This is a genomic window from Amycolatopsis sp. NPDC028719, from assembly GCF_055565395.1.
This window is the reverse complement of record NZ_JBVHUL010000005.1, coordinates 119992-144423: the sequence shown is the minus strand read 5'-3', so window position 1 is coordinate 144423 and position 24432 is coordinate 119992. Positions and strand designations below refer to the sequence as shown.

General features: G+C 71.1%; 23 protein-coding genes. 5 read left to right on the top strand and 18 right to left on the bottom strand.

Going from position 1 to position 24432, the window contains the following annotated elements; all coding sequences use genetic code 11:
* Nucleotides 1-148 precede the first annotated feature (148 nt).
* Together ACZ4TR_RS23965 and gltB are read right to left on the bottom strand one after the other, a co-directional pair.
* Nucleotides 149-1657, bottom strand: a complete 1509-nt coding sequence (locus ACZ4TR_RS23965) for a glutamate synthase subunit beta (protein ID WP_465289099.1) — start codon at nt 1655-1657, stop codon at nt 149-151.
* The gene (gltB, locus tag ACZ4TR_RS23960) at nt 1650-6203 is read right to left on the bottom strand and encodes a glutamate synthase large subunit (protein ID WP_465289098.1); all 4554 of its coding nucleotides are present in this window, start codon (nt 6201-6203) and stop codon (nt 1650-1652) included. The genes ACZ4TR_RS23965 and gltB overlap by 8 nt, the downstream gene beginning before the upstream one ends.
* A 312-nt stretch (nt 6204-6515) precedes the next feature.
* Between gltB and ACZ4TR_RS23955 the strand changes: the two genes are divergently transcribed.
* Complete coding sequence (locus ACZ4TR_RS23955) at nt 6516-7304, top strand: SDR family oxidoreductase (protein ID WP_465289097.1); 789 nt, start codon at nt 6516-6518, stop codon at nt 7302-7304.
* Between the two features lie 451 nt (nt 7305-7755).
* Here ACZ4TR_RS23955 and lgt read toward each other — a convergent pair whose 3' ends face one another.
* The 3 genes from lgt to ACZ4TR_RS23940 are packed head-to-tail and all read right to left on the bottom strand — an operon-like array spanning nt 7756 to nt 11138.
* The gene (lgt, locus tag ACZ4TR_RS23950; protein ID WP_465289096.1) at nt 7756-8829 is read right to left on the bottom strand and encodes a prolipoprotein diacylglyceryl transferase; all 1074 of its coding nucleotides are present in this window, start codon (nt 8827-8829) and stop codon (nt 7756-7758) included.
* A gap of 18 nt (nt 8830-8847) precedes the next feature.
* Nucleotides 8848-10017, bottom strand: coding sequence for a M20 metallopeptidase family protein (locus tag ACZ4TR_RS23945; protein WP_465289095.1), 1170 nt, complete (start codon nt 10015-10017; stop codon nt 8848-8850).
* Nucleotides 10014-11138 (bottom strand): amidohydrolase family protein, encoded by a 1125-nt coding sequence (locus tag ACZ4TR_RS23940; RefSeq protein ID WP_465289094.1) that lies wholly within the window; start codon nt 11136-11138, stop codon nt 10014-10016. The genes ACZ4TR_RS23945 and ACZ4TR_RS23940 overlap by 4 nt, the downstream gene beginning before the upstream one ends.
* A gap of 141 nt (nt 11139-11279) precedes the next feature.
* Here ACZ4TR_RS23940 and ACZ4TR_RS23935 point away from each other — a divergent pair, with 141 nt between their 5' ends.
* Nucleotides 11280-12638 (top strand): type I glutamate--ammonia ligase, encoded by a 1359-nt coding sequence (locus ACZ4TR_RS23935; protein WP_465289093.1) that lies wholly within the window; start codon nt 11280-11282, stop codon nt 12636-12638.
* Here the strand turns inward: ACZ4TR_RS23935 and ACZ4TR_RS23930 are convergent.
* From ACZ4TR_RS23930 to ACZ4TR_RS23895, 8 genes are all read right to left on the bottom strand, one after another.
* Nucleotides 12630-13280 (bottom strand): peptidoglycan recognition protein family protein, encoded by a 651-nt coding sequence (locus ACZ4TR_RS23930; protein ID WP_465289092.1) that lies wholly within the window; start codon nt 13278-13280, stop codon nt 12630-12632. The two genes, ACZ4TR_RS23935 and ACZ4TR_RS23930, sit on opposite strands and share 9 nt — an antisense overlap.
* A gap of 47 nt (nt 13281-13327) precedes the next feature.
* Nucleotides 13328-13897, bottom strand: a complete 570-nt coding sequence (locus ACZ4TR_RS23925) for a Uma2 family endonuclease (protein WP_465289091.1) — start codon at nt 13895-13897, stop codon at nt 13328-13330.
* A gap of 155 nt (nt 13898-14052) precedes the next feature.
* Nucleotides 14053-14430: a MerR family transcriptional regulator gene (locus tag ACZ4TR_RS23920; RefSeq protein ID WP_465289090.1), complete on the bottom strand. Its 378-nt coding sequence runs from the start codon at nt 14428-14430 to the stop codon at nt 14053-14055.
* A gap of 33 nt (nt 14431-14463) precedes the next feature.
* Nucleotides 14464-15255, bottom strand: coding sequence for a tryptophan synthase subunit alpha (gene trpA, locus ACZ4TR_RS23915; protein WP_364521087.1), 792 nt, complete (start codon nt 15253-15255; stop codon nt 14464-14466).
* A complete protein-coding gene (trpB, locus tag ACZ4TR_RS23910) occupies nt 15252-16463 on the bottom strand; it encodes a tryptophan synthase subunit beta (RefSeq protein ID WP_465289089.1) in 1212 nt (403 codons plus the stop codon). The genes trpA and trpB overlap by 4 nt, the downstream gene beginning before the upstream one ends.
* Nucleotides 16460-17269, bottom strand: a complete 810-nt coding sequence (trpC, locus tag ACZ4TR_RS23905) for an indole-3-glycerol phosphate synthase TrpC (protein ID WP_465289088.1) — start codon at nt 17267-17269, stop codon at nt 16460-16462. Before trpC ends, trpB begins: the two co-directional genes overlap by 4 nt.
* A 124-nt stretch (nt 17270-17393) precedes the next feature.
* Entirely contained in the window at nt 17394-17921 is a 528-nt protein-coding gene (locus tag ACZ4TR_RS23900; protein WP_465289734.1) for a Trp biosynthesis-associated membrane protein, read from the bottom strand.
* Between the two features lie 49 nt (nt 17922-17970).
* Nucleotides 17971-19530, bottom strand: a complete 1560-nt coding sequence (locus ACZ4TR_RS23895; RefSeq protein WP_364521084.1) for an anthranilate synthase component I — start codon at nt 19528-19530, stop codon at nt 17971-17973.
* Nucleotides 19531-19625: 95 nt separating this feature from the next.
* Between ACZ4TR_RS23895 and ACZ4TR_RS23890 the strand changes: the two genes are divergently transcribed.
* Complete coding sequence (locus ACZ4TR_RS23890) at nt 19626-20231, top strand: TetR/AcrR family transcriptional regulator (RefSeq protein ID WP_364521083.1); 606 nt, start codon at nt 19626-19628, stop codon at nt 20229-20231.
* Here the strand turns inward: ACZ4TR_RS23890 and ACZ4TR_RS23885 are convergent.
* Complete coding sequence (locus ACZ4TR_RS23885) at nt 20212-21171, bottom strand: hypothetical protein (RefSeq protein ID WP_465289087.1); 960 nt, start codon at nt 21169-21171, stop codon at nt 20212-20214. The genes ACZ4TR_RS23890 and ACZ4TR_RS23885 overlap by 20 nt on opposite strands.
* Before the next feature lie 27 nt (nt 21172-21198).
* Here ACZ4TR_RS23885 and ACZ4TR_RS23880 point away from each other — a divergent pair, with 27 nt between their 5' ends.
* On the top strand, nt 21199-22167 hold the full coding sequence (locus ACZ4TR_RS23880; RefSeq protein WP_465289732.1) for a helix-turn-helix domain-containing protein: 969 nt from the start codon (nt 21199-21201) through the stop codon (nt 22165-22167).
* Between the two features lie 11 nt (nt 22168-22178).
* Complete coding sequence (locus ACZ4TR_RS23875) at nt 22179-22364, top strand: DUF397 domain-containing protein (protein ID WP_465289086.1); 186 nt, start codon at nt 22179-22181, stop codon at nt 22362-22364.
* 177 nt (nt 22365-22541) lie between these two features.
* Here ACZ4TR_RS23875 and ACZ4TR_RS23870 read toward each other — a convergent pair whose 3' ends face one another.
* From ACZ4TR_RS23870 to hisF, 4 genes are read right to left on the bottom strand one after another with little or no spacing between them, the layout of a single operon-like run.
* On the bottom strand, nt 22542-22895 hold the full coding sequence (locus ACZ4TR_RS23870) for a DUF1304 domain-containing protein (RefSeq protein WP_465289085.1): 354 nt from the start codon (nt 22893-22895) through the stop codon (nt 22542-22544).
* The gene (gene hisI / locus ACZ4TR_RS23865) at nt 22892-23254 is read right to left on the bottom strand and encodes a phosphoribosyl-AMP cyclohydrolase (protein WP_364521078.1); all 363 of its coding nucleotides are present in this window, start codon (nt 23252-23254) and stop codon (nt 22892-22894) included. The genes ACZ4TR_RS23870 and hisI overlap by 4 nt, the downstream gene beginning before the upstream one ends.
* On the bottom strand, nt 23251-23628 hold the full coding sequence (locus tag ACZ4TR_RS23860) for a hypothetical protein (RefSeq protein WP_465289084.1): 378 nt from the start codon (nt 23626-23628) through the stop codon (nt 23251-23253). The genes hisI and ACZ4TR_RS23860 overlap by 4 nt, the downstream gene beginning before the upstream one ends.
* The gene (gene hisF / locus ACZ4TR_RS23855) at nt 23625-24398 is read right to left on the bottom strand and encodes an imidazole glycerol phosphate synthase subunit HisF (protein ID WP_465289083.1); all 774 of its coding nucleotides are present in this window, start codon (nt 24396-24398) and stop codon (nt 23625-23627) included. The genes ACZ4TR_RS23860 and hisF overlap by 4 nt, the downstream gene beginning before the upstream one ends.
* Between the last annotated feature and the right edge of the window lie 34 nt (nt 24399-24432).

Here is a 24432-nt window from a genome sequence, read left to right as displayed (position 1 = left end):
GAGGGGGACCTCCGGTGCAGTGAATGACTCATTCCTGGCGTCCAGCGCCAGGAATGAGTCATTCACTGCGTTCGACCGAGCCGCCGCCGCGGCGATGAACGGCGAAGGCCCCTCACCAGGGGGCGAGGGGCCTTCGGACGAACGAACGTCAGACGACCGCCAGCGGCAGTGCCGTCGGGTGGACCGGGGCCGGGAGGTCCGACGCGCCCGTCAGGAACGCGTCGACCGCGTTCGCCACCGAGCGGCCCTCCGCGATCGCCCACACCACCAGGGACGCGCCGCGGTGGGCGTCGCCGCAGACGAACACCCCCGGGGACTCCGTCTGCCAGTCCGCGCCGCACGACAGCGTGCCGCGGCGGGTCAGGGACAGGCCGAGACCGTCCAGCAGCGGCATCTCCTCGACGCCCTCGAAGCCGATGGCCAGCAGGACCAGGTCGGCCGGCAGGGTCTCGATCTCGTCGGTGACGGGGATGACCTCGCGGCGGCCCGTCGACGGGTCCTTCCGGACCTTCACCTGCTGCAGCTCTACCGCCGTCACGCGGCCCTCGGAGTCACCCACGAACCTCTTGACCGCGACCGCGAACTTCCGCTCGCCCGCCTCCTCGTGCGCCGGGTAGGTGCGGAGGATGTACGGCCAGGTCGGCCACGGCGAACGCTCGTCGTCCCGGGCGGACGGTGGCGTCGGGTACTGGTCCAGCTGCGTCACCGAAAGCGCGCCCTGGCGGGTCGCGGTGCCGTACGAGTCGGCGCCGGTGTCGCCGCCGCCGATGATCACCACGTGCTTGCCGCGCGCGTCGACCGACGGCGGGCCGTCGCCCTCGACGAACTTGTTGGCCGGCACCAGGTGTTCCATCGCCAGGTGGACGCCGGCCAGCTCGCGGCCCGGCGTCGTCGTGTCGTCGCGGCCGCGCAGCGCGCCGACCGCGAGCACCACCGCGTCGTACTGCGCGCGCAGGTCCTCCACCGAAAGGTCGACGCCGACCTCGCAGCCGGTGACGAACCGGGTGCCCTCCTTGCGCAGCTGCGCGAGGCGCCGGTCGAGGACCTTCTTCTCCATCTTGAATTCGGGGATGCCGTAGCGCAGCAGGCCGCCGAGGCGGTCGTCGCGCTCGAACACCGTGACTTCGTGGCCGGCGCGCGTCAGCTGCTGGGCGGCGGCGAGCCCGGCCGGGCCCGAGCCGACCACGGCGACCCGCTGCCCACTGGCCACTTCGGACACCTGCGGCTGGACGTAGCCCGCTTCCCAGGACTGGTCGGCGATCGTCTGCTCGACGCGCTTGATCGCCACCGGCCCGCCCGAGGCCGGCGAGATCGACAGGACGCAGCCCGCCTCGCACGGTGCCGGGCACAGCTTCCCGGTGAACTCGGGGAAGTTGTTGGTGGCGTGCAGGCGGTCGCTCGCCGCGGCCCAGTCGCCGCGGCGGACCAGGTCGTTCCACTCCGGGATCAGGTTGCCGAGCGGGCAGCCGGAGCCGCCGGAGTGGCAGAACGGGATGCCGCAGTCCATGCAGCGCGACGCCTGCTTGCGCACTTTTTCGTTGCGCTCGGCCGGGTCGACGTCCGCGTAGACCTCGCCCCACGAGTGCAGGCGCTCCTCTTTGGGCTTCTTCTTCGGCTCTTCGCGCTCATACTTGAGAAAACCGGTCGGGTCAGCCACGAGCGGCCTCCATGATCGCCTCGTCGACGTCGCGGCCGGCAGCTTTCGCCGCCTTCGCCGCGTCCAGGACCCGCTGGTAGTCACGCGGCATCACCTTGGTGAACGCCACGGAGCGGCGCGGCCAGTCGCCGAGCAGCGAGGCCGCCACCGCGGAGCGGGTGAGATCGTGGTGCTGCTGCACCGTTTTCTTGAGCCAGGCCAGGTCGTCCGCGGTCGGCTTGAGCAGGTCCACCATGTCCTGGTTGACCTTCTTGCGGTCGACGTCGAGCACGAACGCCATGCCACCGGACATGCCGGCCGCCAGGTTGCGCCCGGTCGGGCCGAGCACTACCGCGCGGCCGCCGGTCATGTACTCGAAGGCGTGGTCGCCGACGCCTTCGGCGACGACGGTGGCGCCGGAGTTGCGGACGCAGAAGCGTTCGCCGACCTGGCCGCGCAGGAAGATCTCGCCGGCCGTCGCGCCGTAGGCGATCGTGTTGCCCGCGATCGTCTGCGCCTCGGCGGCGAAGGACGCCTCCGGGTCCGGACGGACGATGATCCGCCCGCCGGACAAGCCCTTGCCGACGTAGTCGTTCGCGTCGCCGACCATGTCGAGGGTGATGCCGCGCGGCAGGAACGCGCCGAGCGACTGGCCCGCCGAGCCGGTGAGCAGCACGTGGATCGTGCCCTCGGGCAGGCCGTCACCGCCGTAGCGGCGGGTGATCTCCGACCCGAGCAGCGTGCCGACGGTCCGGTTCACGTTGCGCACCGGCAGTTCGAGCCGCACCGGGTGCGCGTCTTCCAGCGCCGCCTCGGCGAGCTGGATGAGCGTGCGGTCCAGGGCGTGCTCGAGGCCGTGGTCCTGGCCGCGGGTGCGCCGCTTCGCGCCGCCGTACGGCGTCTCGGTCGGCATCTCGAAGATCGGTGCGAGGTTCAGCCCGGACGCCTTCCAGTGGTCGACGGCCTCGTCGGTGTTCAGCAGCTCGGCGTGCCCGATCGCTTCGTCGAGCGTCCGGAAACCCAGGGAGGCCAGGGTTTCCCGGACCTCCTCGGCGACGAACTTGAAGAAGTTGACGACGTGCTCGACCTGGCCGGTGTAGCGCTTGCGCAGCTCCGGGCTCTGCGTGGCGACGCCGACCGGGCAGGTGTCGAGGTGGCAGACGCGCATCATGATGCAGCCCGCGACGACGAGGGGGGCCGTCGCGAAGCCGTACTCCTCGGCGCCGAGCAGCGCCGCGATGACGACGTCGCGCCCGGTCTTCATGGCGCCGTCCACCTGCACGGTGATCCGGTCGCGCAAGCCGTTGAGCAGCAACGTCTGCTGGGTCTCGGCGAGGCCGATCTCCCACGGCGTGCCCGCGTGCTTGAGCGAGTTCATCGGGGACGCGCCGGTGCCGCCGTCGTGGCCCGAGATGAGCACGACGTCCGCGTGCGCCTTGGACACGCCCGCCGCGACCGTGCCGACGCCCAGCGAGGACACCAGCTTCACGTGGATGCGGGCGTGCTCGTTGGCGTTCTTGAGGTCGTGGATCAGCTGGGCGAGGTCCTCGATGGAGTAGATGTCGTGGTGCGGCGGCGGGGAAATGAGACCGACGCCCGGCGTGGAGTGCCGGGTCCGCGCGATCCACGGGTACACCTTGTTCGGCGGCAGCTGGCCGCCCTCGCCGGGCTTCGCGCCCTGCGCCATCTTGATCTGGATGTCGTCGGCGTTGACGAGGTATTCGCTGGTGACGCCGAACCGTCCACTCGCGACCTGCTTGATCGCGCTGCGGCGTTCGGGGTCGTAGAGCCGTTCCGGGTCCTCGCCGCCCTCGCCGGTGTTGGACCGGCCGCCGAGCCGGTTCATCGCGATGGCCAGGGTTTCGTGGGCCTCGGCCGAAATCGAGCCGTAGGACATCGCGCCCGTGTTGAAGCGCTTGAAGATCGCCTCGGCGGGTTCGACCTCGTCGAGCGGGATCGGTTCGCGGACGCCGTCGCGGAAGGAGAACAGCCCGCGCAGCGTGCCGCCCTCGCGGTAGAGGCGGTGCACCTCGTCGGTGTACTTGCGGTACACCTCTTCGCGGCCGGTCTTGGACGCGTGCTGCAGCAGGAACACCGTCTCCGGCGTGAACAGGTGCAGCTCGCCCTCGCGGCGGTAGGCGTACTCGCCGCCGGTGTCGAGTCCACGGTGGACGCGCTCGGTCGGGTTGTCCGGGTACGCGCGGCGGTGCCGGACGGCGACCTCTTCGGCGAGCACCTCGAGGCCGACGCCGCCGAGCTTCGACGACGTCCCGGTGAAGTACTCGTCGAGCAGGTCCTGGGCCAGGCCGAGGGATTCGAAGACCTGGGCAGCGGTGTACGCGCCGACCGTCGAGATGCCCATCTTGGACATGATCTTCAGGACGCCCTTGACCAGCGCCTGCACGTAGTTGCGGATCGCCTTGCGGGGCTCGATGCCGGTGACGGCGCCCTGCCCGATCATGTCTTCGATGGTCTCGAAGGCCAGGTACGGGTTGACCGCTGCGGCGCCGTAGCCCAGCAGCAGCGCGATGTGGTGCACCTCGCGCGCGTCGCCGGATTCGACGACGAGCGCGACGCGCAGGCGTTCCTTGGTGCGGACGAGGTGGTGGTGCACCGCGGAAACCAGCAGCAGCGACGGGATCGGCGCCATCCGGTGGTCGGAGTCGCGGTCGGACAGCACGAGCGTGCGCGCGCCGGCCGCGATCGCCTCGGACGCCTCACGCCGGACGCGCTCGATCGCCGACGCCAGCGCCTCGGCACCGCCGTCCACTTCGTACAGTCCGGAAAGGACGCTGCAGGCGAACCCGGGGAGGTCGCCGTCGTCGTTGATGTGGATGAGCTTGGCGAGCTCGTCGTTGTCGATCACCGGGTACGGCAGCTTGAGGTGCCGGCAGGACGCCGGGCCGGGGGCCAGGAGGTTGCGCTCCGGGCCCATGATCCGCGCCATGCAGGTGACGAGCTCCTCGCGGATCGCGTCCAGCGGCGGGTTCGTGACCTGGGCGAAGTTCTGCTTGAAGTAGTCGTAGAGCAGCCGGGATCGCTTCGACAGCACCGCGGGCGGGGTGTCCGAGCCCATCGAGCCGATCGGCTCGGCGCCCTTCTCCGCCATCGGCGCGAGCAGGATCTTGAGCTCTTCTTCGGTGTAGCCGAAGGAAAGCTGGCGGCGCAGCACCGAGTCGTGGCTCTGCACGACGTGGTCGCGGTCGGGCAGCTCGGCGATCTTCAGCAGGCCGGCGTGCAGCCAGCCCTCGTACGGGAGCTTCCCGGCCAGCTCGGACTTGACCTCTTCGTCGTCCACGATCCGGCCGGCTTCGGTGTCCACGAGGAACATCCGGCCGGGCTTGAGCCGCCCCTTGGCCACGACGTCCTTCGGCGCAACGTCCAGGACGCCGGCCTCGCTGGCGAGCACGACGCGGTCGTCGGCCGTGCGCCACCAGCGCGCGGGGCGCAGGCCGTTGCGGTCCAGCACCGCGCCGACCAGGGTGCCGTCGGTGAAGGTGACGCACGCCGGGCCGTCCCACGGCTCCATGAGACTCGCGTGGAACTGGTAGAAAGCGCGGCGCTCGGGCTTCATGGTGGCGTGGTTTTCCCACGCCTCCGGGATCATCATCAGCACGGCGTGCGGCAGCGACCGGCCGCCGAGGTGCAGCAGCTCGAGGACCTCGTCGAAGGACGCGGAGTCGGACGCGTCCGGCGAGCAGATCGGGAACAGCCGCGACAGGTCGCCCTCGAGGACGTCGGACTCCAGCAGCGCCTCGCGGGCCCGCATGCGGTTGCGGTTGCCGCGGATGGTGTTGATCTCGCCGTTGTGGGCCACGAACCGAAAGGGGTGGGCGAGCGGCCACGACGGGAACGTGTTGGTGGAGAAGCGGGAGTGCACCAGCGCGATGGCGCTTTCCAGCCGCTCGTCACGCAGGTCGGCGAAGAACGCGGGCAGCTGCTCCGGCGTCACCATGCCCTTGTAGACGATCGTCCGCGAGGACAGCGACGGGAAGTAGGTGCCACAGCCGGAGTTCGCGCTTTCGTGCTCGACGCGCTTGCGCAGGCAGAAGGCCAGGCGGTCGAGCTCGAGGCCCGCTTTTCCGTCCGCGGCCACGAAAAGCATGGCGAAGTGCGGCATGACCGAGCGGGCGGTCGGGCCGATGTCCGCGCGGTCGGCGTCGACGGGTACCTCGCGCCAGCCGAGGACCTCCAGGCCTTCTTCGACGGCGATGCGGCCGGCCAGCTCGACGGCCTTGCGGCGCTGCTCGGCGTCTTGGGGCAGGAAGGCGATGCCGGCGGCGTAGGCGTGGTGACCGCGCTCGTCGGGTTCGGGAAGCGCGAAGCCGGCTTCGGCACGCAGCAGCTTGTCGGGCAGCTGCAGCAGGATGCCGGCGCCGTCGCCGCTGGTGGGTTCGGCGCCGGCGGCGCCGCGGTGGTCGAGGTTGGTCAGCGCGGCCAGGCCGTCGGTGACGATTCCGTGGGAGCGGCGCCCGCGGATGTCGGCCACCATGGCCACACCGCAGGAGTCCTGTTCGGTCTCCGGGTCGTAGAGACCCTGCTTGCCGGGAATGGCGGAGAAGATCATGAAGGGACCTCCTTCGTCGTCTTGTCGTGCGGGGCCGGGCTACCGGCCGGGGAGCGCACGGGACGACGATGGCCCGCTTGTTAGCGCGACTTTAACACCTGGGAAACATGCCAGCACCTGTTCAGAGCGCCCCGAGCGACGTCGGACGGTAACGATCTGGCTGCGCGGAACGACGTAGTTCCTGATGGGTTCCCGGTAGTTCGTTCTGCTAAGTATACGGCCCGGAAACTCCCGTCAAGCCTAACGTGACCGGCCCGACGCGGCGCAGCGAAAATGTGTCCCCGCTCACTAGAACGTGTTACATTTTGCCGCATGATCCTCGATCGGTTCAAGCTCACCGACCAGGTCGCGGTGATCACCGGCGCCGGCCGCGGCATCGGCGCGGCCACCGCCGTGGCCCTCGCCGAAGCGGGCGCCGACGTGGTCATCGCCTCGCGCACGGCTTCCCAGCTTTCCGAGGTCGCTTCGCGCGTTTCGGCTGTTGGCCGCCGCGCTCACGAGGTGCCGATGGACCTGTCTTCGCCCGACGCCGCGGCGGCACTGGCCGCGACGGCGGTGGCGGAGTTCGGCCGCCTCGACCTGGTGGTGAACAACGTCGGCGGCACGTACCCGCGGCCCCTGCTGGAGTCTTCGGTGGACTTCATGGAGGAAGCGTTCCGCTTCAACGTGGCGACGGCCCACGCGCTGACGGTGGCGGCGGCGCCGTCCCTGGTGGAGTCGGGCGGCTCGATCGTCAACATCTCCTCGGTGATGGGCCGGCTGTCCGGCCGCGGCTTCGCGGCGTACGGAACGGCGAAGGCGGCCCTGGCTCACTACACGCGGCTGGCGGCGGCGGACCTGGCGCCGAGGGTGCGGGTGAACGCGATCTCGGTGGGTTCGGTGGCGACGTCGGCGCTGGAGATCGTGGTGGGCAACCCGGAGCTGAAGGAGAAGATGGAGTCGGCGACGCCCTTGGGCCGCATCGGCGAGGCAGAGGACATCGCGGCGACAGTGGTCTTCTTGGCGTCGCGGGCGGGCGGGTACATCACCGGGAAGATCCTCGAGGTCGACGGCGGGTTGCAGGCACCGAGCCTGGAGCTGGGCCTGCCCGACCTTTCGTGACGCCGGATTTCTCGCGGCCGGCCTTTCGCCGGCCCGGGACTGTCGGTCCCTCCCGGTAGCGTGGAAAACGGGGCTGCTCGGCGCGGCTCCGATGTTGTTGGCCGGTCGCCAGCGCCCCAATGTGGCGTTCGGTGCGTCCCACGCACCCAATGTGGCGTTCGGTGCGTCCCACGCACCCAATGCCACATTGGGGCGCTCTCTACCGGACTTCGAAACCTAGCCGGCGCCCCGAAAGCTCGCGACGCTCGTTGGCAACCTGCCAGCGCCCCAAGGTGGCCTTCGGTGCGTCCCACGCACCGAAGGCCACCTTGGGTGCGTCAGACGCAACCAAGGCCACATTGGGGCGCTCGGGACCGAGCCAGACGCGAGCCGGGAACCCGGGCCCGGATGCTCTGAAGGCCACCATCAGGGCATCCAGTGCCCTGATGGTGGCCTTCAGAGGCTTACGCCGTCAGCTCTCGTCGGACTTCTTCGGCTCTTCGGCAGCCGGGCTGTCCACCGCGGGCTGCTCCGCCGAAGCCGAAGCCGAAGCCGGCGCCTCGGCGGCGACCTTCGCGTGCTCAGGCTCCGCCACCGAAGCCGAATCCGCAGCCGAGTCCGCAGCCGGGTCCGAGTCCGGGGAATCCACCGGCGCCTCATCGGGACCCGGCGCGTCCTTGCTCCGCAGAGTCTCCGGAGCCTCCCGCGGCCCCCGCTTCCCGGCCAGCACGAAGTACACCACCGCCGCGATGAACAGCAGGATCGACGTCCACACGTTGACCCGCAGGCCGAGGATGTGGTTCGCCGTGTCGGTCCGCATCATCTCGATCCAGCCGCGACCGACCGTGTAGCCCGCGACGTACAGCGCGAACACGCGCCCGTGGCCGAGCTTGAAGCGGCGGTCCGCCCACACCACCAGCAGCGCGACCAGCAGGTTCCAGATCAGCTCGTACAGGAACGTCGGGTGGACCGGGCTCTCCGGCAGCGGGATGTGCCCCGTCGCGACGCCGTTCAGGAGGTTGTCCGGGTCCTCCGGGTTGAAGCGCTGGTATACCTCGAGACCCCACGGCAGGTCCGTGTGCGCGCCGTAGAGCTCCTGGTTGAAGTAGTTGCCGATGCGGCCGATGGCCTGCGCGACGACGATGCCCGGGGCGATCGCGTCCGCCATCGCCGGCAGCGGGACACCCTTGCGGCGGCACGCGATGAGCGCGCCCACCGCGCCGAGGGCGATGGCGCCCCAGATGCCGAGGCCGCCGTCCCAGATCGCGAACGCGTTCCAGGGGTTCTTGCCCTCGGTGAAGTACAGCTCGGGGTCGGTGATCACGTGGTACAGCCGGCCGCCGACCAGGCCGAACGGCACGGCGAACACGGCCATGTCGACCACCGTGCCCTTGGTGCCGCCGCGGGCGGCCCAGCGCCGCTCCCCCCACCAGATCGCCACGATGATGCCGGCGATGATGCACAGGGCGTACGCACGGACCGGGATCGGCCCCAGGTGCCAGACCCCCTGGTCCGGGCTCGGGATCGTCGCGAGGTAGGCGCTCATCACGCGGCCACCGTAGCGCTACCGCGCTGAAGTCTCCACGGCGGCCAGGTACCCCGCCACCAGCGCGTGCGCCACCTGGCTGATGGCTCCATCGCGCGGGAGGAACCGTTCGTCGTGGAGGCTGGGGACGCCCGCGGTGTCGCCGAGGCCGACGAACAGCATCAGGCCCCGCGTCGCCCCGCCGCAGTAGTGGGCGAAGTCGTCGGCGCCGAACGAGCGGAACTGGTCGTCGACGTCGAAGCCCGCGTGGCTCAGCCAGCGCCGCGCGCCCGCCGCCAGCGCCGGGTCGTTGGCCAGCACCGGCTCGCACGGGCTGATCTCCAGCTCGGCGGTGCAGCCGTGCGCCTTCGCCGTGCCGTGCACGATGTCCGCGAGCGCCTCCAGCGCGCGCTCGCGATCCTTCTCCCGCATCACGCGCAGCGAGCCGAACGCGCTCGCGCTGGCCGGGACGACGTTGGCCGCCGCGCCGCCCTGGATCCGGCCGATCGAGCAGACCGCGCCGAACACCGGGTCGATCCGCCGCGACGCGAGCTGCTGCAGGCTCACGACCAGCTGCGAGATCGCCAGGATCGGGTCGCGCAGCAGCTGCGGGTAGCCGGCGTGGCCGCCCTGCCCGTGCATGGTCACCTCGAACTCGTCGGTGGAGGCGTTCACCGGGCCCGGCACCGCCGCGACGACGCCGTGGGGGATCCGCGGCTGGACGTGCGCGCCGATCACCGCGTCGACCCCGGCCTCGGCCAGCACCCCGGACTCGACGACGTCGAACGCGCCGGGCGGCGACGTCTCCTCGCGCGGCTGCAGCAGCGCGAGGATCGGCCGCGGGACGCCGACGCGCACCGCCGCACGGCCGACCGCGACCAGCGCGGCGAGGTGGACGTCGTGGCCGCACGCGTGCATCAGGCCGTTCTCCGACGCCCACGGCACGCGGGTGCCCTCCAGCACCGGGAGGGCGTCGAGCTCCGCGCGCAGCGCAACGACCGGGCCGTCTCCGCCGGGCAGCGTGATCGCGCGGCCGGTCTTGGCGACGCGGGTGCCCTCGCCCGCGCCGAGCGCGCCGGCCACCAGCCGGGCGGTGTCCTCCTCGTCGCCGGAGCCGCGCGGGTCGGCGTGCACCGCGTGCCGCAGCTCGATCGCGGCGGGCAGCTCGTCCTCGATCGCCCGTGTCCACCGGTCCCAAAGGTCGTTCACCCGTGCTCCAAGCGGTAGATCCTCTTCGCGTTCTCGTGTCCCACCAAAGCACACAGCCGGACGGCGTCCACTTCGGACAGCGCACCGGCGTCGAGCCCGGCGCGCAGGAAGTCCGAAAGCCCCTGGCGGAACAGCGCCGTGCCCAGGTGGTACAGCTCGGCCAGGCCGAAGGCGTCGGTGGAGAAGAGGACCTTCCCGAAGGGCGCGATCTCCAGCAGCTCGGCCAGGATCGCCGGCGCGCGGAACCCCGCGTTGTGGGTGGCGAGCCCGACGTCCACGAACACGTGCTCGAAGACCTGCGCCAGGTAGGCGGCGTTGCGGTGGAACGGGTAGTTGTGCAGCAGCAGGATCGGCACGCCGAGATCGCGCGTGGCCCGCAGCAGCCCGGTGAGCCGCAGCGGGTCGCAGCGGTGCAGGTCGACGTCGGAGTCGCCGTAGCCGACGTGGAACTGCACCGGCAGGCCGAGGTCGAGGCCGGTGAACACGAGGAACCGGTGCAGGACCTCGTCGGCCAGCCGGGTGCCGCCCGCGGCGAGCCAGCGTCCCGCGGCGGCTTCGACCTCGGCCGGGGAGGGCCGCTCCCCCGCCAGTTCGAGGCCGACGCGGTAGGCCGCGATCGACTTGAACCCGGCCGCGGTCTCGGCGCGTTTCCCCAGCTCGGCGGCGAAGTCCGCGGCGAACCCGGCGGCCGTCGATCCGCGGATCACGGCTTCGGCGACCTGCTCCAGCCGGACGACGTCGTGTGCGCGGCCGGCAGCGAGGGCCGCGAACTCCCCGGTCGTGGTCAGCGCGTCCGGCCGGAACCCGCCGTCCAGCAGGAAGTCGGTGGTGCCGGTGGCGCGCAGGAACCGCCGCGCCACCTCGGCCGGGCCAAGCTCGGCGCGGCGTTCGAGGTAGACGTCGGCCGGGGCGTGCCGGGGCAGGTCGAGCACGGGCGCGCAGCGTTCGCGCACGGCCAGCCCGATGAGCGAGTCGAACAGGCTCGTGCCGAGCGGCGACGTCGTGTCCGCCTCGGTCAGCATCGCCTCGAAGTCCGCGCGGGCCACGTCCCCGGTGCCGAGGCCGTGGCAGTGGTGGTCCACCAGCGGCAGGTCCGCGACGAACGGCAGCAGGTCGGTCATGCGCCTCCGTCCGGGTCGGTCAGCCTCTTCCCCACCCTACGAGCGACGGGGAGGAACGGCGCCCTGGACGGGTTTCGGCGGTCTCTGACACGATCTCCCCCTCTTTTCCGGACGTATCCAGTGCACATCGACGGGAGCAGGATGAGCCAGCTCGATCGGGCCGAACTCGCACAGCAGGGCGCACTCCGGGCCGACGGCCTGCGCGCGGCCGGCGTCGAGCTCGTCGCGCTGACCTTCGTGGACAACAGCGGCATCGCGCGGGTCAAGGCCGTCCCCGTCGACCGGCTGTGGTCGGCGGCGGCGTGGGGCGTCGGCGCGTCGAACTCGTTCGACTTCTTCCTGGCCACCGACGACATCACCGACGGCAAGTACTCCCGCGGCCCGGTCGGTGACCTGCGGCTGCACCCCGACCTCGACGCGCTCGTGCCGCTGGCCGCGCAGCCGGGCTGGGCGTGGGCGCCGGTCCGGAAGTACGACCAGGAAGGCGAGCCGCACCCGCAGGACGCGCGGGCGCTGGCGGCGACCGCGACGGCCCGGCTCGCGGAGCTGGGCTACAACGTGCGGACGGCCTTCGAGATCGAGTGGGTGATCACGGCGGAGGACGCCCCGGACGACCCGCGTTCGGCCACGGCGGGCCCCGCCTACGGCTTCGCGCGGCTTTCCGCGCAGGCGGGCTACCTGCGCACGCTGGTGTCCGCTTTGTCCGCCCAGGGCGTGGTGGTGGAGCAGATCCACCCGGAGTACGCGGCCGGGCAGTTCGAGCTGTCGGTGGCACCGGAAGACCCGGTGCGCGCGGCGGACATCGCGGTGCTGACGCGCGAGACGATCCGGATGGTGAGTGCTCAGCACGGGTTGCGCGCGTCGTTCACCCCGAAGTTCTCGCCGGACGGCGTGGGCAACGGCGGCCACGTCCACCTGAGCCTCTGGGACGGCGACCACAACCTGTGCTCCGGCGGCGACGGCCACTTCGGCCTGACCTCGACGGCGGAGGCGTTCGGCGCCGGGATCTTCTCGAGGCTGCCGGCGTTGCTGGCGATCGGCGCGCCGTCGGTGGTCAGCTACCTGCGCCTCGAGCCGCACCACTGGGCCGGGGTGTTTTCGGTGTGGGGCCTGGAGAACCGCGAGGCGCCGCTGCGGCTGGTGCAGGGCCCGGCGGGGCAGCGCGACCGGGCGGCCAACTTCGAGGTCAAGTGCTTCGACCTGACCGCGAACCCGTACCTGGTGGTGGCGGCGCTGCTGTTCGCGGGCCTGGCCGGCCTTTCCGGGGAGGAGTCGCTGCCCGAGCCGGTGGACGTCGACCCGGGGACACTGCCGGCGGCTACGCGCCTGCCGACGTCGCTCGCGGACGCGGTGACGGCGTTCGAAGCGGACTCGGCGTTGACCTCGGCGTTCGGCACGGAGTTCGCGACGACGCTGATGGACGTGCGACGCGGGGAGATCGCGCGGCTCGGTTCCCTGCCGCCTGCCGAGCTCTGCTCGCTCATGCGGTACCTACATTGAGGCTGCCACTTCGTCGCGCAGCTGTGGGAGTTTGACGTAGAGGGCGTCGCCCGGGCATTCGGTGTTGTAAAAGTCGCGATGGCCCACGATCTCCTCGACGGGAATGCCGTACTGGCGGCAGATGTAGGCGCAGAAGATCACGAGCGACGCCCACTGGGCTTCGGGCGGCTCGACGCTGGTGTAGGTGCCTTCGTTCTCGATGCCGATGGCGTTGGTGTTCTGGCCGGGGCAGTGCGCGCCCTGGACCATGGTGGTGCGGCCGCGCAGGGCGTCGAGGCTCCCGTGCCGCCCTTCGAGCCGGTACCCGCCGCGGCTGACGGTGAAGTGCTGCCCGGTGTCGGACCAGCCGTTGTTGTCCATGTGGTCGTGCTGGTCGTCGCGCGCGACCTGGAAGGCGTGCGCGAGGGAGTAGTCGGTGCTGTTGGGGCAGGCGATGTGGTGGATGAGAACGCGGTTCGCGGGGTGGTCGAGGGTGGTGAGCGCATCGGCGGGCGGCCGGGCACCCCACTCGGCGCAGCTGTAGATCCGCGGTTCGGTTGCCGCTCGGGCGGCTTCGGGGAGCAGGAGCCCGGTAGCGCCCGCGACGGCCAGGCCGGCGGCGCCGCGGAGGAAGGTGCGCCGCGGGAGGGGTGCGAGGTCCATAGCCTGGACTCTCCCGCGGCGCTGTACAGCTTTCGTACAAACGTTCCTCAGAGGCGCAGGGTGGCCTCGAAGGGACGGGTCAGGTGAAGCTTGCCGTTCTCACTCCTCGCGACGGGCTCGTACTCGCCACCTTGGAGTTCGAACAGGGTCGCGGTGTTCTGTTCGCCGGGCTCCACCAGGAGGTAGAAGGGGATCAGCGCCTCGGCGTAGATGGCTCGCTTGAGAATCCGGTCCTGCGCCTTGGTCGACGGTGAGACGATCTCGGCCAAGAGCACCACCTGTTTCTCGGTCAGGCTCACGCCCTCCAGCCCAGGCTCATCGGTCACTACCAGATCGGGTATCACCAGGCGGTCACCGCGGTTGCCCAGCACCAGATTCGCGCCGGGGAACACCTCGAACGCAGGCTCCGCTCCCTCGCTGAGCTGCCCGGTGAGCACACGGACCAGTCGCTGGTGTTCCAGTCTCGGCCACGGACTCACGAGGAGAGCTCCGTCCACGAGTTCGATCCGCTGCAGTGAGGTCTGAGCCTCGGGCAGAGCGAGAACTTCATCGACGGTCCAGCCGTCCGGCCGTGGCGGGATGTGGAACTCGGCCCCGGGTTCAACCGGTGCTGCCATTGCGCTTCACCTCCGCTCCAGCCGATCGCCGCAGGTCTGTTCCAGTGTGGCATGTCCGGTCGGCCCCCTCGTTGTGGATCATCACACGAGGAGTATGCGGCCCGCCACCGACAGTTCTGGATCAGGTGAGGGCGTCACACGGCTGCGACACACCTTCAGCCCGCGGACGCCAGCTGGCCCGCGCCGCTGTACAGCCGGATCTTGAACTGGATGTGTTCCTGGTGCTCCCGCAGCCGCTCGATCTGCGACGCCACCCTGGCCTCGTGCTCGCGCAGGACGTCCACCCGCTCTTCGCGCGTCGCCTCGCCGGAGCGCAGCAGCTCCACGAACCGCAGCATCTCCGCCACCGGCATGCCCGTGTAGCGCAGGCAGCGCAGCAGCTGCAGGAACTCCACGTCCTGGTCGGTGAACGTGCGCCGGCCGCCGGCTGTGCGGTTGACGTGGTGCAGCAGGCCGATGCGCTCGTAGTACCGCAGGGTGTCGATCGTGAAACCGGTCTTTTCGGTCACCTGGGCCGGGGTGTAGGAGGTCACGAACCCAGAGTGACACCTGGAGTGCACTCCAGGTCAAGCGGTGGCGACCGCCCGGCGCACGCCCTCGGCCAGCTCGGCGGACAGCGCGCGAACGCCGGTAGGGCCCTCGGCCGCCGCCGTGACCAGGGCTGACCCCACGATCACCGCGTCCGCGAACGACGCCACCTGGGCCGCCTGCTCGCCCGAGCGCACGCCCAGGCCCACGCCGATCGGGAGGTCCGTGTGCGCCCGGGTGCGGCGGACCAGCGTCTCCGCGCCCGCGCCCACCTGGTCGCGCGCGCCCGTCACGCCCATCACCGCCGTCGCGTAGATGAACCCCGAAGACGCCGCCGCCGTGAGGGCGAGCCGCTCCTCCGACGACGAAGGCGCCACCAGGAACGTCCGGTCCAAGCCGTGTTCCTTCGAGGCGGAAAGCCAAGCACCGGCTTCGTCGGGGATCAGGTCCGGCGTGATCAGGCCGAGGCCGCCGGCCGAAGCGAGGTCGCGCGCGAAGCGGTCCACGCCGTAGCGGTTCACCGGGTTCCAGTACGTCATGACGACCGCGCGGCCGCCGCGTGCCGACACCGACTCGACCACCTCGAACAGGTTCTTGAGGCGGAAGCCGTTGTCCAGCGCGGTCACCGACGCGGCCTGGATGGTCGGGCCGTCCATCACCGGGTCCGAATACGGGACGCCGACCTCGATCAGGTCGGCGCCGCCGTCGACGCACGCCGCGATGAGGTCCTTGGACCCCGCGACCGTGGGAAATCCCGCCGGGAGGTAGCCGATCAGCGCGCCGCGGCCCTCCGCGCGCGTCGTCGCGAAGAGGTCGTCCAGCCCGCTCATCCGTTCACCAGCCCGAACCACTTCGCCGCCGTGTCCATGTCCTTGTCGCCGCGACCCGACAGGTTCACGACGATCAGGCCGTCGGGCCCCAGCTCGCGGCCGATCACCAGCGCACCGGCCAGCGCGTGCGCCGACTCGATCGCCGGGATGATGCCTTCGGTGCGCGAGAGCAGCTGGAACGCGTCCATCGCCTCCGCGTCGGTGACCGGGCGGTACTCGGCGCGGCCGGTGTCCTTCAGCCACGCGTGCTCCGGGCCGACGCCCGGGTAGTCGAGCCCGGCCGAGATCGAGTGCGACTCGACCGTCTGGCCGTCTTCGTCCTGCAGCAGGTACGTCATCGCGCCGTGCAGGTTGCCCGGCGTGCCCTTCGTGAGCGTCGCGCCGTGGCGGTTGCCCTCGATGCCCTCGCCGCCCGGCTCCAGGCCGACCAGCCGCACGGACGGGTCGTCGTAGAAGCCCGAGAAGATGCCGATCGCGTTCGACCCGCCGCCGACGCAGGCCGCGACGACGTCGGGCAGGCGGCCGGCCTGCTCGAGGATCTGCTCGCGGGCCTCGGTGCCGATGACGTGGTGGAAGTTGCGGACCATCGTCGGGAACGGCGCCGGACCGGCCGCCGTGCCGAACAGGTAGTGCGTGGTGTCGGCGTTGGTGACCCAGTCGCGCAGCGCCTCGTTGATCGCGTCCTTCAGCGTCCGCGAGCCGGTCTTGACCGGGATGACCTCGGCGCCGAGCAGCCGCATGCGGGCCACGTTCAGCGCCTGGCGCTCGGTGTCGACCTCGCCCATGTAGACGACGCAGTCGAGGTCGAGCAGCGCGCACGCGGTGGCCGTCGCGACGCCGTGCTGGCCCGCGCCGGTCTCGGCGATCACGCGCTTCTTGCCCATCCGCTTGGTGAGCAGCGCCTGGCCCAGCACGTTGTTGATCTTGTGCGAGCCGGTGTGGTTCAGGTCTTCGCGCTTGAGGAACACCCGCGCGCCGCCGGCGTGCTCGCCGAAGCGCTTGGCCTCGGTGAGCAGCGACGGGCGACCCGCGTAATCGCGGAGCAGGCGGTTGAACTCGTTCAGGAACTCCGGGTCGTGCCGGGCCTTCTCGTACTCGGTGGCGACCTCGTCGACGACGCCGATCAGCGCCTCCGGCATGAACCGGCCGCCGTACGGGCCGTAGTAGCCCCGCTCGTCCGGGTCGTGCTCGTCGTGCTTTTCCGTCACCGCGACGGCCTCGGGCAGGCGGGGTGCGATCCGGCGGTGACCAGCTTGACCAGGGCGCCCTTCGGGTCACCGGAGGCGACGAGCCCCTCGCCGACCAGCACCGCGTCGGCGCCGTGGCCGGCGTACGACATCAGGTCGCCCGGCCCGCGGACGCCCGACTCGGCGACCTTGTAGACGTCCATCGGCAGGCCGGGGGCCAGCCGCGAGAAGACGTCGCGGTCCACCTCGAGGGTGTGCAGGTTCCGCGCGTTGACGCCGATGACCTTGGCGCCCGCCTCGAGGGCCTTGTCGGCCTCCTCGGCGTTGTGGATCTCCACCAGCGCGGTCATCCCGAGCGACTCGACGCGGTCGAGCAGCGCGGCGAGCGCGTTCTGCTCCAGCGCGGCGACGATCAGCAGCACCATGTCGGCGCCGTGCAGGCGGGCCTCGTGCACCTGGTAGGGGCTGACGATGAAGTCCTTGCGCAGGATCGGGATGTCGACCGCCGCGCGCACCGCGTCCAGGTCGGCCAGCGAACCGCCGAAGCGGCGCTGCTCGGTGAGCACGCTGATCACGCGCGCGCCGCCGTCTTCGTAGTCCTTCGCCAGCGCCGCGGGGTCGGGAATGTCGGCCAGGTCGCCCTTGGAGGGGCTGCGCCGCTTCACCTCGGCGATCACGCCGATGCCGGACTCGCGCAGCGCGGACATCACGTCGCGGGGCGCCGGGGCGGCCGCCGCGCGGATCTTCAGCTCGTCGAACGGCAGCACGGACTCGCGTGCCGCGAGGTCCTCGCGCACGCCGGCGACGATGTCTTCGAGCACGGTCACCGGGCGCCCCCGCCCGGGTACGCGCTCACGGATTCATTCGCAAGGTCGCTCACAAAAACCTTCCCCTTCCCGCCGAAACGATGCTAACCCCCGCATCTGGAGCGCCCGGTTCCGGGTGCGCGCGTTACTCCGAATGCCTCGCCCGGACGTCGGTCGGATCCTCTCCCTCCGACAGCGCTTCCCACAGCTCCGCGTCCGGATCACGCGCCTTCTTGCGCGTGGCCGGAGCCGCGTACCGGGCCCCGAGCCGGGCGGCCCGCCCGGCGCCCTTGACGGCTGCCAACCCACCGGCCGCGACGAGAATTCCCCCCAGCACGGCCAGGCCGCGGCCGAGCAGCATCTCGGTGACGGGCAGCCCGTCCGCGTAGCCGGAGAACCGGACGCCGGCCACGCCGGACCACACCGCGGCGACGCCGGCCAGCGCGAGCACGACACCCAGCACGCGCCGCGCCCAGCCGCCGGTCGCGATCAGCCCGGCCACGCCGGCCAGGGCGAGCAGGGCCAGCGGCACGAGCGCCGTCGCGCGCTGCTCGCCGGTCTCGCGGTGGAGCACGGTGCCGCGCACGCCGCCGTCGCGGAACTCGGCGAACCACGTCAGCCGTGACGCACCCCACAGCGCGAGCGCGCCGAGCAGGAGCGCGACCACGATCATCCACAGTGGACGCCGGGACGGCTTGGCGGCCGCAGCGGTCTCGGCGGCCTCAGACATGAGCGGAGTCCGCGGCCGGGTCGAGGACGCCCGCCGCCACCATCGTCTGCGCGGCGGCCACCGCCGACAGCACCGTGCGGGCCTTGTTCAGCGACTCGGTGTCCTCGTAGTCCGGCACCGAGTCGGCGACGACGCCGCCGCCGGCCTGGACGTGCGCGATCCCGTCCTTGACCAGCGCCGTGCGGATCGCGATCGCCGTGTCCGCGTCGCCCGCGAAGTCGAGGTAGCCGACGACGCCGCCGTACAGCGCGCGGCGGACCGGCTCGAGCTCTTCGATCAGCTGCATCGCGCGGACCTTGGGCGCGCCCGAGAGCGTCCCGGCCGGGAAGCACGCCGTGACCGCGTCGAACGCCGTCTTGCCCTCGGCCAGCTCGCCGGTGACGGTCGACACGATGTGCATGACGTGGCTGTAGCGCTCGATCTGGAAGAAGTCGACGACGCGCACGGTGCCCGGCTTGCAGACCTTGCCGAGGTCGTTGCGGCCGAGGTCGACGAGCATCAGGTGCTCGGCGCGCTCCTTTTCGTCGGCGAGGAGGTCCTTGGCCAGCTGCGCGTCCTCTTCCGGGTCGGCGCCGCGCCAGCGCGTGCCCGCGATCGGGTGGGTGGTCGCCTTGCCGTCCCGCACGGTGACGAGCGATTCGGGGCTGGAGCCGACGATGTCGAAGCCTTCGAGCCGCAGCAGGTACATGTACGGGCTCGGGTTGGACGTCCGCAGCACGCGGTAGATGTCGAGCGCGTCGGCGGCGGTCGGGATCTCGAACCGTTGCGACGGCACGATCTGGAACGCTTCGCCGGCCTTGATCGCCTCGACGGCCTTCTCGACTGCCGCGTGGAAGTCCGCCTTGGACCGCTTGCGCGTGAACTCCGGCTCGGGCCGCTCGAACGCGGCGACCGTCGCCGGCGCGGGGACCTGCAGCTGCTCGGTCATCGCGCTCAGCCGGGCGACGGCGTCGTCGTAGGCTGCGTCGACGCGCTCGGGCGAGTCGTCCCAGTTGACGGCGTTCGCGATGAGCGTGACCGTGCCCTCGTGGTGGTCGAACGCCGCGAGGTCGGTGGCCAGGAGCATCGTCAGCTCGGGGATGTCGAGGTCGCGCTCGGCCAGCTCCGGCAACCGTTCCAGCCAGCGCACGGAGTCGTAGCCGATGTAGCCGACCATGCCGCCGGTCAGCGGCGGCAATCCGGGCAACGGCTCGGTGTGCAACGCTTCGATCGTTTCGCGTAGCACGGTGAGCGGGTTGCCTTCGGACGGCAGGCCGACCGGCGGGGTCCCGGTCCAGACCGCCTTCCCGTCGCGGACGGTGAGCGCGGCCGGGCTGCGGACGCCGATGAACGACCAGCGCGTCCAGGAGGCACCGTTCTCCGCGGACTCGAACAGGAACGTGCCCGGCCGGTCGGCGGCGAGCTTGCGGTAGACCCCGATCGGCGTCTCGCCGTCGGCGAGGACCCGGCGCACGACCGGGATGACGCGGCGGCTCTCGGCGAGGGCGCGGAAGTCCGCACGGGACGGGCTGACCGAGCCGGGGCCGGACTTGCTGCTCGAGGTGCTGACCATGACCCTCATTGTGCTGCACCCCCGGGAAGGGGTTTTCCCAGACCCTTAATTCAATGAATGTTGAATTCGAGGGGGCCGTGCGTCATGATGGGGACGTGAGCACCACCGAGCCTACTTCGCGACGCCGCGGACGGCGCCCCGCCGGCCAGGACACCCGCACGGCACTGATCGAAGCCGCGCGGGCCGTGTTCGCCGAAAACGGCTACGACGGGGCCACCGTGCGCGCGATCGCCACCCGCGCGGGCGTCGACGCGGCCATGGTCAACCACTGGTTCGGCGGCAAGGAGGGCCTGTTCGCCCAGGCGGTGCTCAAGCTGCCGTTCGACCCGCTCGAGCTCCTGCAGGTCCTCCGCGACGGCCCCGACGACGAACTCGGCGAGCGGATCGTCCGCACCTTCATCACCCGCTGGGACGGCGCGGGCGGCGGGGTGTTCGTGGCGCTCATCCGCAGCATCACCGGCCACGAGCAGGCCGGGCACGTGCTGCGCGACTTCTTCCAGAAGTTCTTCACCGCGCTGATCTCCTCGATCGGCTCGGACGACATCCCGCTGCGCATGACGCTCTGCGCGTCCCAGATGGTCGGCATGGGCATGATCCGGTACGTGGCGAAGTTCGAGCCGTTCGCCACCGAGGAGGTCGAGGTGCTGGTGCGGGCGGTGGCGCCGAACCTGCAGCGCTACCTCACCGGGGAGATCGGCTGACCCGCTCCCGGATCGCGTGGACGGCCAGGACGTACGGGCTGTCCACGGTTCCCACGACCATCGCCTTGCCCCAGCCGCCGACCCAGGCCTGCTTGTTCTTCCAGCCGGCCGACGGCGACAGCCGGAGGAGCGCCCAGGAGCGGCGGAGGGCGACCGCCGTCCCGTCGCGGAACTCCGCGTCCAGGTACCGCCCTTGGCTCCCTCCCGGCTGGTCGTCGGTCACGCCGGCCCGCCGCCACCCGGTGCGCTCGACGGCCCGGATCCGGCGCCGCCAGCCGGCCGCCAGCCCGATCGAGAACGGCAGGCCGAACAGGGCGGCCAGCACGGGGACCACGCCGGAGCCGAGCAGGACCTGGTTCTCGTTCTGTTCGTCGGCGGTGCGCACGCGCGCCGGGTCGGCCGGGTCGTAGATGACGACCACCTGCTCGCCGATGTGGTAGTCGTGGTCCGATTCCCAGATGATCCCGTCGGTCCGGTCCCCGTGGCGCACCCAGATGTACGACGTGCCCCTGGCGCGGGCGACCACGTCGACGACCACACCGGGCTCGTGGAAGCCGGTGGCGAGCAGGTCGTCGGCGGCCGCACCGGCCAGGGCGACGCAGGTGAACCCGGCCGCGAACACCACCGCCCAGCCCACGACGAAGCCCGTCGCGCGGCGGGAAGCCCGGCGCAGGCGGGCGTTCAGGTGCGGGCGGTCACCGTCGGCGGGATCCGCCGCGGGCAGCCACCGGCCGAAGTCCACGGCGGCGGCCAGCGCGCTGCGGTCCAGAAGCCGCAGCGCGTACCAGCCGAGGGCGGCGAAAGCGAGGGAACCGGTCAGGAGGATCGCGTTGCCCGGCAGGTCGTCGTCGCCGGAGAAGAGCGAGTACACCGTGGCCCCGGCGAAGAGCGTGGAGAGGAGCGAAAAGACGACGAAGACGCCCACCCAGAATGCCCGCATGGAGTGATCGTAGGGCTGTTGACCTGCGTGGATGCTGCGAGAAACGGCACAGGACGCCGAGGCAACCCGGCGGCCTTCCCGTGCGTGCAAGTGAGCAGGCGTCACATTTCGCTGACACCGTTCGCGCATTCGGGGAATCGACGGGATTCGTATGCTTCGTCCGTGAAGCCAACGTCTTCAAGCCCGGCGGCGAGAACGCTCGCCGCTTCGCTGCGCGAAGAACGCGAAGCGCGCAATGTCGGCCTTCGCCGGCTCGCGGAGAAATTGGGAGTCCTGCCGCAGGTGCTGTCGTTGTGGGAAAAGGGGCAGCGGTTGCCGAGCGTCGAGGACGTGTCGGCGATCCTCGCGCTGCTCGGCGTGACCGGGGAAAAGCGCGACCGGATCCGGACGTTGGCCCGGCACGCGCGCGAGCCGAACTGGCTCGCGTCGAGCAACTCGGACCTTCCTTTCGCGCTCACCACGCGACTGAATCTCGAAAGCACCGCGACCGCCATCACCACGTGGTCGCCCCTGCTCGTGCCCGGATTGCTGCAGACCCCGGACTACATCCGCTCGATCATGGAGAATTCCCCGGTGACCGTCGAGCAGGCCGACAAACGGCTGCGAGTGAGGCTGGACCGGCAGCGAATCCTCACGCGCCGGGATCCGGTCCGGTTCAGTGCCCTGATCGGCGAACGAGCACTCCACGAGAACTTCGGCGGTGACGGAATCATGTCCGACCAGGTCGATCACCTGGTCGAAATGTCACAGCGCCAGAACATCACCTTGCGCGTCGTGCCCGCCGGGATCGGTTACCACCCCGGTCTGATCGGCCCGTTCGACATCTACGACTTCGCCGACGCACCACCGATCACCTCGGTCGAGCACGTCCACTCGACCGCCTTCCTCCACGAGCACGAGCAGACCGCGGGCCACCGGCAAGTTGCTAAGCTGCTCAAGGAATTGGCTCTGAGCGAAGAAGCTTCACGGAGCCTGCTCTGGGAGGCGGCCCGGTAACGGAGGCGATGGTGGGCTCGATCGTTTGGCGCAAGTCAACGTATAGCGGCCACGAGGACAACTGTGTCGAGGTGGCGCTGGGGCCGGTCGTGGGCGTGCGGGACACCAAGGCCCGGAGTGCCGGTCAGCTCACCGTGTCGTCCGCCGCCTGGCGGTCCGTCCTCGCGGTGCTGACCGGTCAGGGCCGCCGGCGGTAGGTCGCGGCGAGCCTTCACGGCCGGGCCCTCGGCCACGGCGTCGGGCGCGCACACACGAACGACAGAGCCGCCGACGGCAAGGCCGGCTGCCCCGCACCCGGCCGGGCCACCAGCACGGCCGGCACCCGGACTCCCCGGCGCAGCCGCATGACGGCCCCCTCCCCGGCGGGAGCGAGATTACCGGGCCAGCAGGAGCGCGACGAGGGCGAGCACCCCTGGCAGCACCTGCACGAACAGGATCCGCTTGCTGGCCGTCGCCGCGCCGTAGAGGCCGGCGACGATCACGCACACCAGGCCGTACAGCTGGAGCTGGAACTGGCCGGCGACCAGGCCCCAGACGAGGGCCAGCGCGAGGAAGCCGTTGTACAGCCCCTGGTTCGCGGCCAGCGTCTTGGACTCCTCGGCGAACTCCTCGGTGGTGCCGAAGGCCGCGCGGGCCCGGGGCGTCGTCCAGAGGAACATCTCCAGGACGACGATGTAGACGTGGATCAGGGCGACCAGCCCGACCAGGACGTCGGCGACGATTGTCACGCCAGCTCTTTCTCATCGGCCAGGAGCAGGCGCTCCTCGGTGTCGAAACAGGTGTGCGTGCCGGTGTGACAGGCGGGGCCGGTCTGGTCGACACGCAGCAGGACGGTATCGCCGTCGCAGTCGATGCGCACTTCGCGGACGTGCTGGTAGTGGCCGGACGTCTCGCCCTTGACCCACAGCTTCTCCCGGCTGCGCGACCAGTACGTGCCGCGGCGGGTGGTGAGGGTGGCGGCGAGCGCGTCGTCGTTCATCCAGGCCATCATCAGCACGTCCGAAGTGGCGTGCTCGACGACGACCGCGGCGATCAGGCCGTCGGCGTTGCGCTTGAGGCGCGCCGAGACGGCCGCGTCCAGGGTCATGCCCGTACTCCCAGGATGTGCCGCTTCAGCGGCATCGAGTTGAACAGGACGAACGCGTAGCCGTACCCGGCGAAGGACAGGCCGGAGAACAGCTTGTTCCACCACAGCGCGGCGCCGAGCAGCAGGAACGCGTGCAGCAGCGCGAACACCACGGTGATGACGAGCCCGCCGATCCGGGCGCTGCCCAGCTTGAGCACGAGCCCGGTCGTCACGACCCCGCCGAGGATGAGCGCGAGCGCGGGGATCCGGAAGATCGCCAGGCTCGAGCCGGCCCCGAGCACCGGGATCAGGTCGAGCAGCGCCCAGGCGACCGGCAGCCCGACCAGCAGGGCGGCGCAGACCTTGACCTCGACGGGTGCCTGCCAGGACTTCACCGGACCTCGACCCCGCCTTCGCGCAGCGCGTCCTTGACGTCGCCGATCTTGAGCTGTCCGAAGTGGAACACGCTGGCCGCGAGGACCGCGTCGGCGCCGGTGCGGACCGCGGGCAGGAAGTGCTCGACCGCGCCCGCTCCCCCGCTGGCGATCACCGGCACCCGGACGGCCTTGCGGACCAGCCCGATGAGCTCGAGGTCGAAGCCGTTCTTGGTGCCGTCGGCGTCCATGGAGTTGAGCAGGATCTCGCCGACGCCGAGCTCCTCGCCGCGCGCGGCCCACTCGACGGCGTCGATGCCGGTGCCTCGGCGGCCGCCGTGGGTGGTCACCTCGAAGCCGGACGCGGTGGGCTCGCCGCCCTCGGGCACGCGGCGCGCGTCGACCGACAGGACGATGCACTGGGCGCCGAACCGGCGGGAAGCCTCGTGGAGGAACTCCGGCCGGGCGATCGCGGCGGTGTTGATGCTCACCTTGTCCGCGCCGGTGCGCAGGAGCCGGTTGACGTCGTCGTTGCTGCGGACACCGCCCCCGACGGTGAGCGGGATGAACACCTGCTCGGCGGTGCGGCGGACCACGTCGTAGGTGGTCTCGCGGTCGCCGGAGGACGCCGTGACGTCGAGGAACGTCAGTTCGTCGGCTCCCTCGGCGTCGTAGCGCCGGGCCAGCTCGACGGGGTCGCCGGCGTCGCGGAGGCCGGCGAAGTTGACGCCCTTGACGACCCGGCCCGCGTCGACGTCGAGACAGGGGATCACCCGCACCGCGACAGACATGCCCACCAGCGTAGTCAAGGCCGTTCTAAGCTCG

What these genes read in the sequence shown, in the direction of transcription:
- ACZ4TR_RS23940 (WP_465289094.1), bottom strand. Translation starts at nt 11,138, where the DNA reads ATGACCGACCTGCTGCCGTTCGTCGCGGACCTGCCGCTGGTGGACCAC.
- ACZ4TR_RS23935 (WP_465289093.1), top strand. Translation starts at nt 11,280, where the DNA reads ATGAGCCAGCTCGATCGGGCCGAACTCGCACAGCAGGGCGCACTCCGG.
- ACZ4TR_RS23930 (WP_465289092.1), bottom strand. Translation starts at nt 13,280, where the DNA reads ATGGACCTCGCACCCCTCCCGCGGCGCACCTTCCTCCGCGGCGCCGCC.
- lgt (WP_465289096.1), bottom strand. Translation starts at nt 8,829, where the DNA reads ATGAGCGCCTACCTCGCGACGATCCCGAGCCCGGACCAGGGGGTCTGG.
- trpA (WP_364521087.1), bottom strand. Translation starts at nt 15,255, where the DNA reads ATGAGCGGGCTGGACGACCTCTTCGCGACGACGCGCGCGGAGGGCCGC.
- ACZ4TR_RS23885 (WP_465289087.1), bottom strand. Translation starts at nt 21,171, where the DNA reads ATGCGGGCATTCTGGGTGGGCGTCTTCGTCGTCTTTTCGCTCCTCTCC.
- gltB (WP_465289098.1), bottom strand. Translation starts at nt 6,203, where the DNA reads ATGATCTTCTCCGCCATTCCCGGCAAGCAGGGTCTCTACGACCCGGAG.
- ACZ4TR_RS23895 (WP_364521084.1), bottom strand. Translation starts at nt 19,530, where the DNA reads ATGGTCAGCACCTCGAGCAGCAAGTCCGGCCCCGGCTCGGTCAGCCCG.
- hisI (WP_364521078.1), bottom strand. Translation starts at nt 23,254, where the DNA reads ATGACCCTGGACGCGGCCGTCTCGGCGCGCCTCAAGCGCAACGCCGAC.
- ACZ4TR_RS23925 (WP_465289091.1), bottom strand. Translation starts at nt 13,897, where the DNA reads ATGGCAGCACCGGTTGAACCCGGGGCCGAGTTCCACATCCCGCCACGG.
- ACZ4TR_RS23900 (WP_465289734.1), bottom strand. Translation starts at nt 17,921, where the DNA reads ATGATCGTGGTCGCGCTCCTGCTCGGCGCGCTCGCGCTGTGGGGTGCG.
- hisF (WP_465289083.1), bottom strand. Translation starts at nt 24,398, where the DNA reads ATGTCTGTCGCGGTGCGGGTGATCCCCTGTCTCGACGTCGACGCGGGC.
- ACZ4TR_RS23955 (WP_465289097.1), top strand. Translation starts at nt 6,516, where the DNA reads ATGATCCTCGATCGGTTCAAGCTCACCGACCAGGTCGCGGTGATCACC.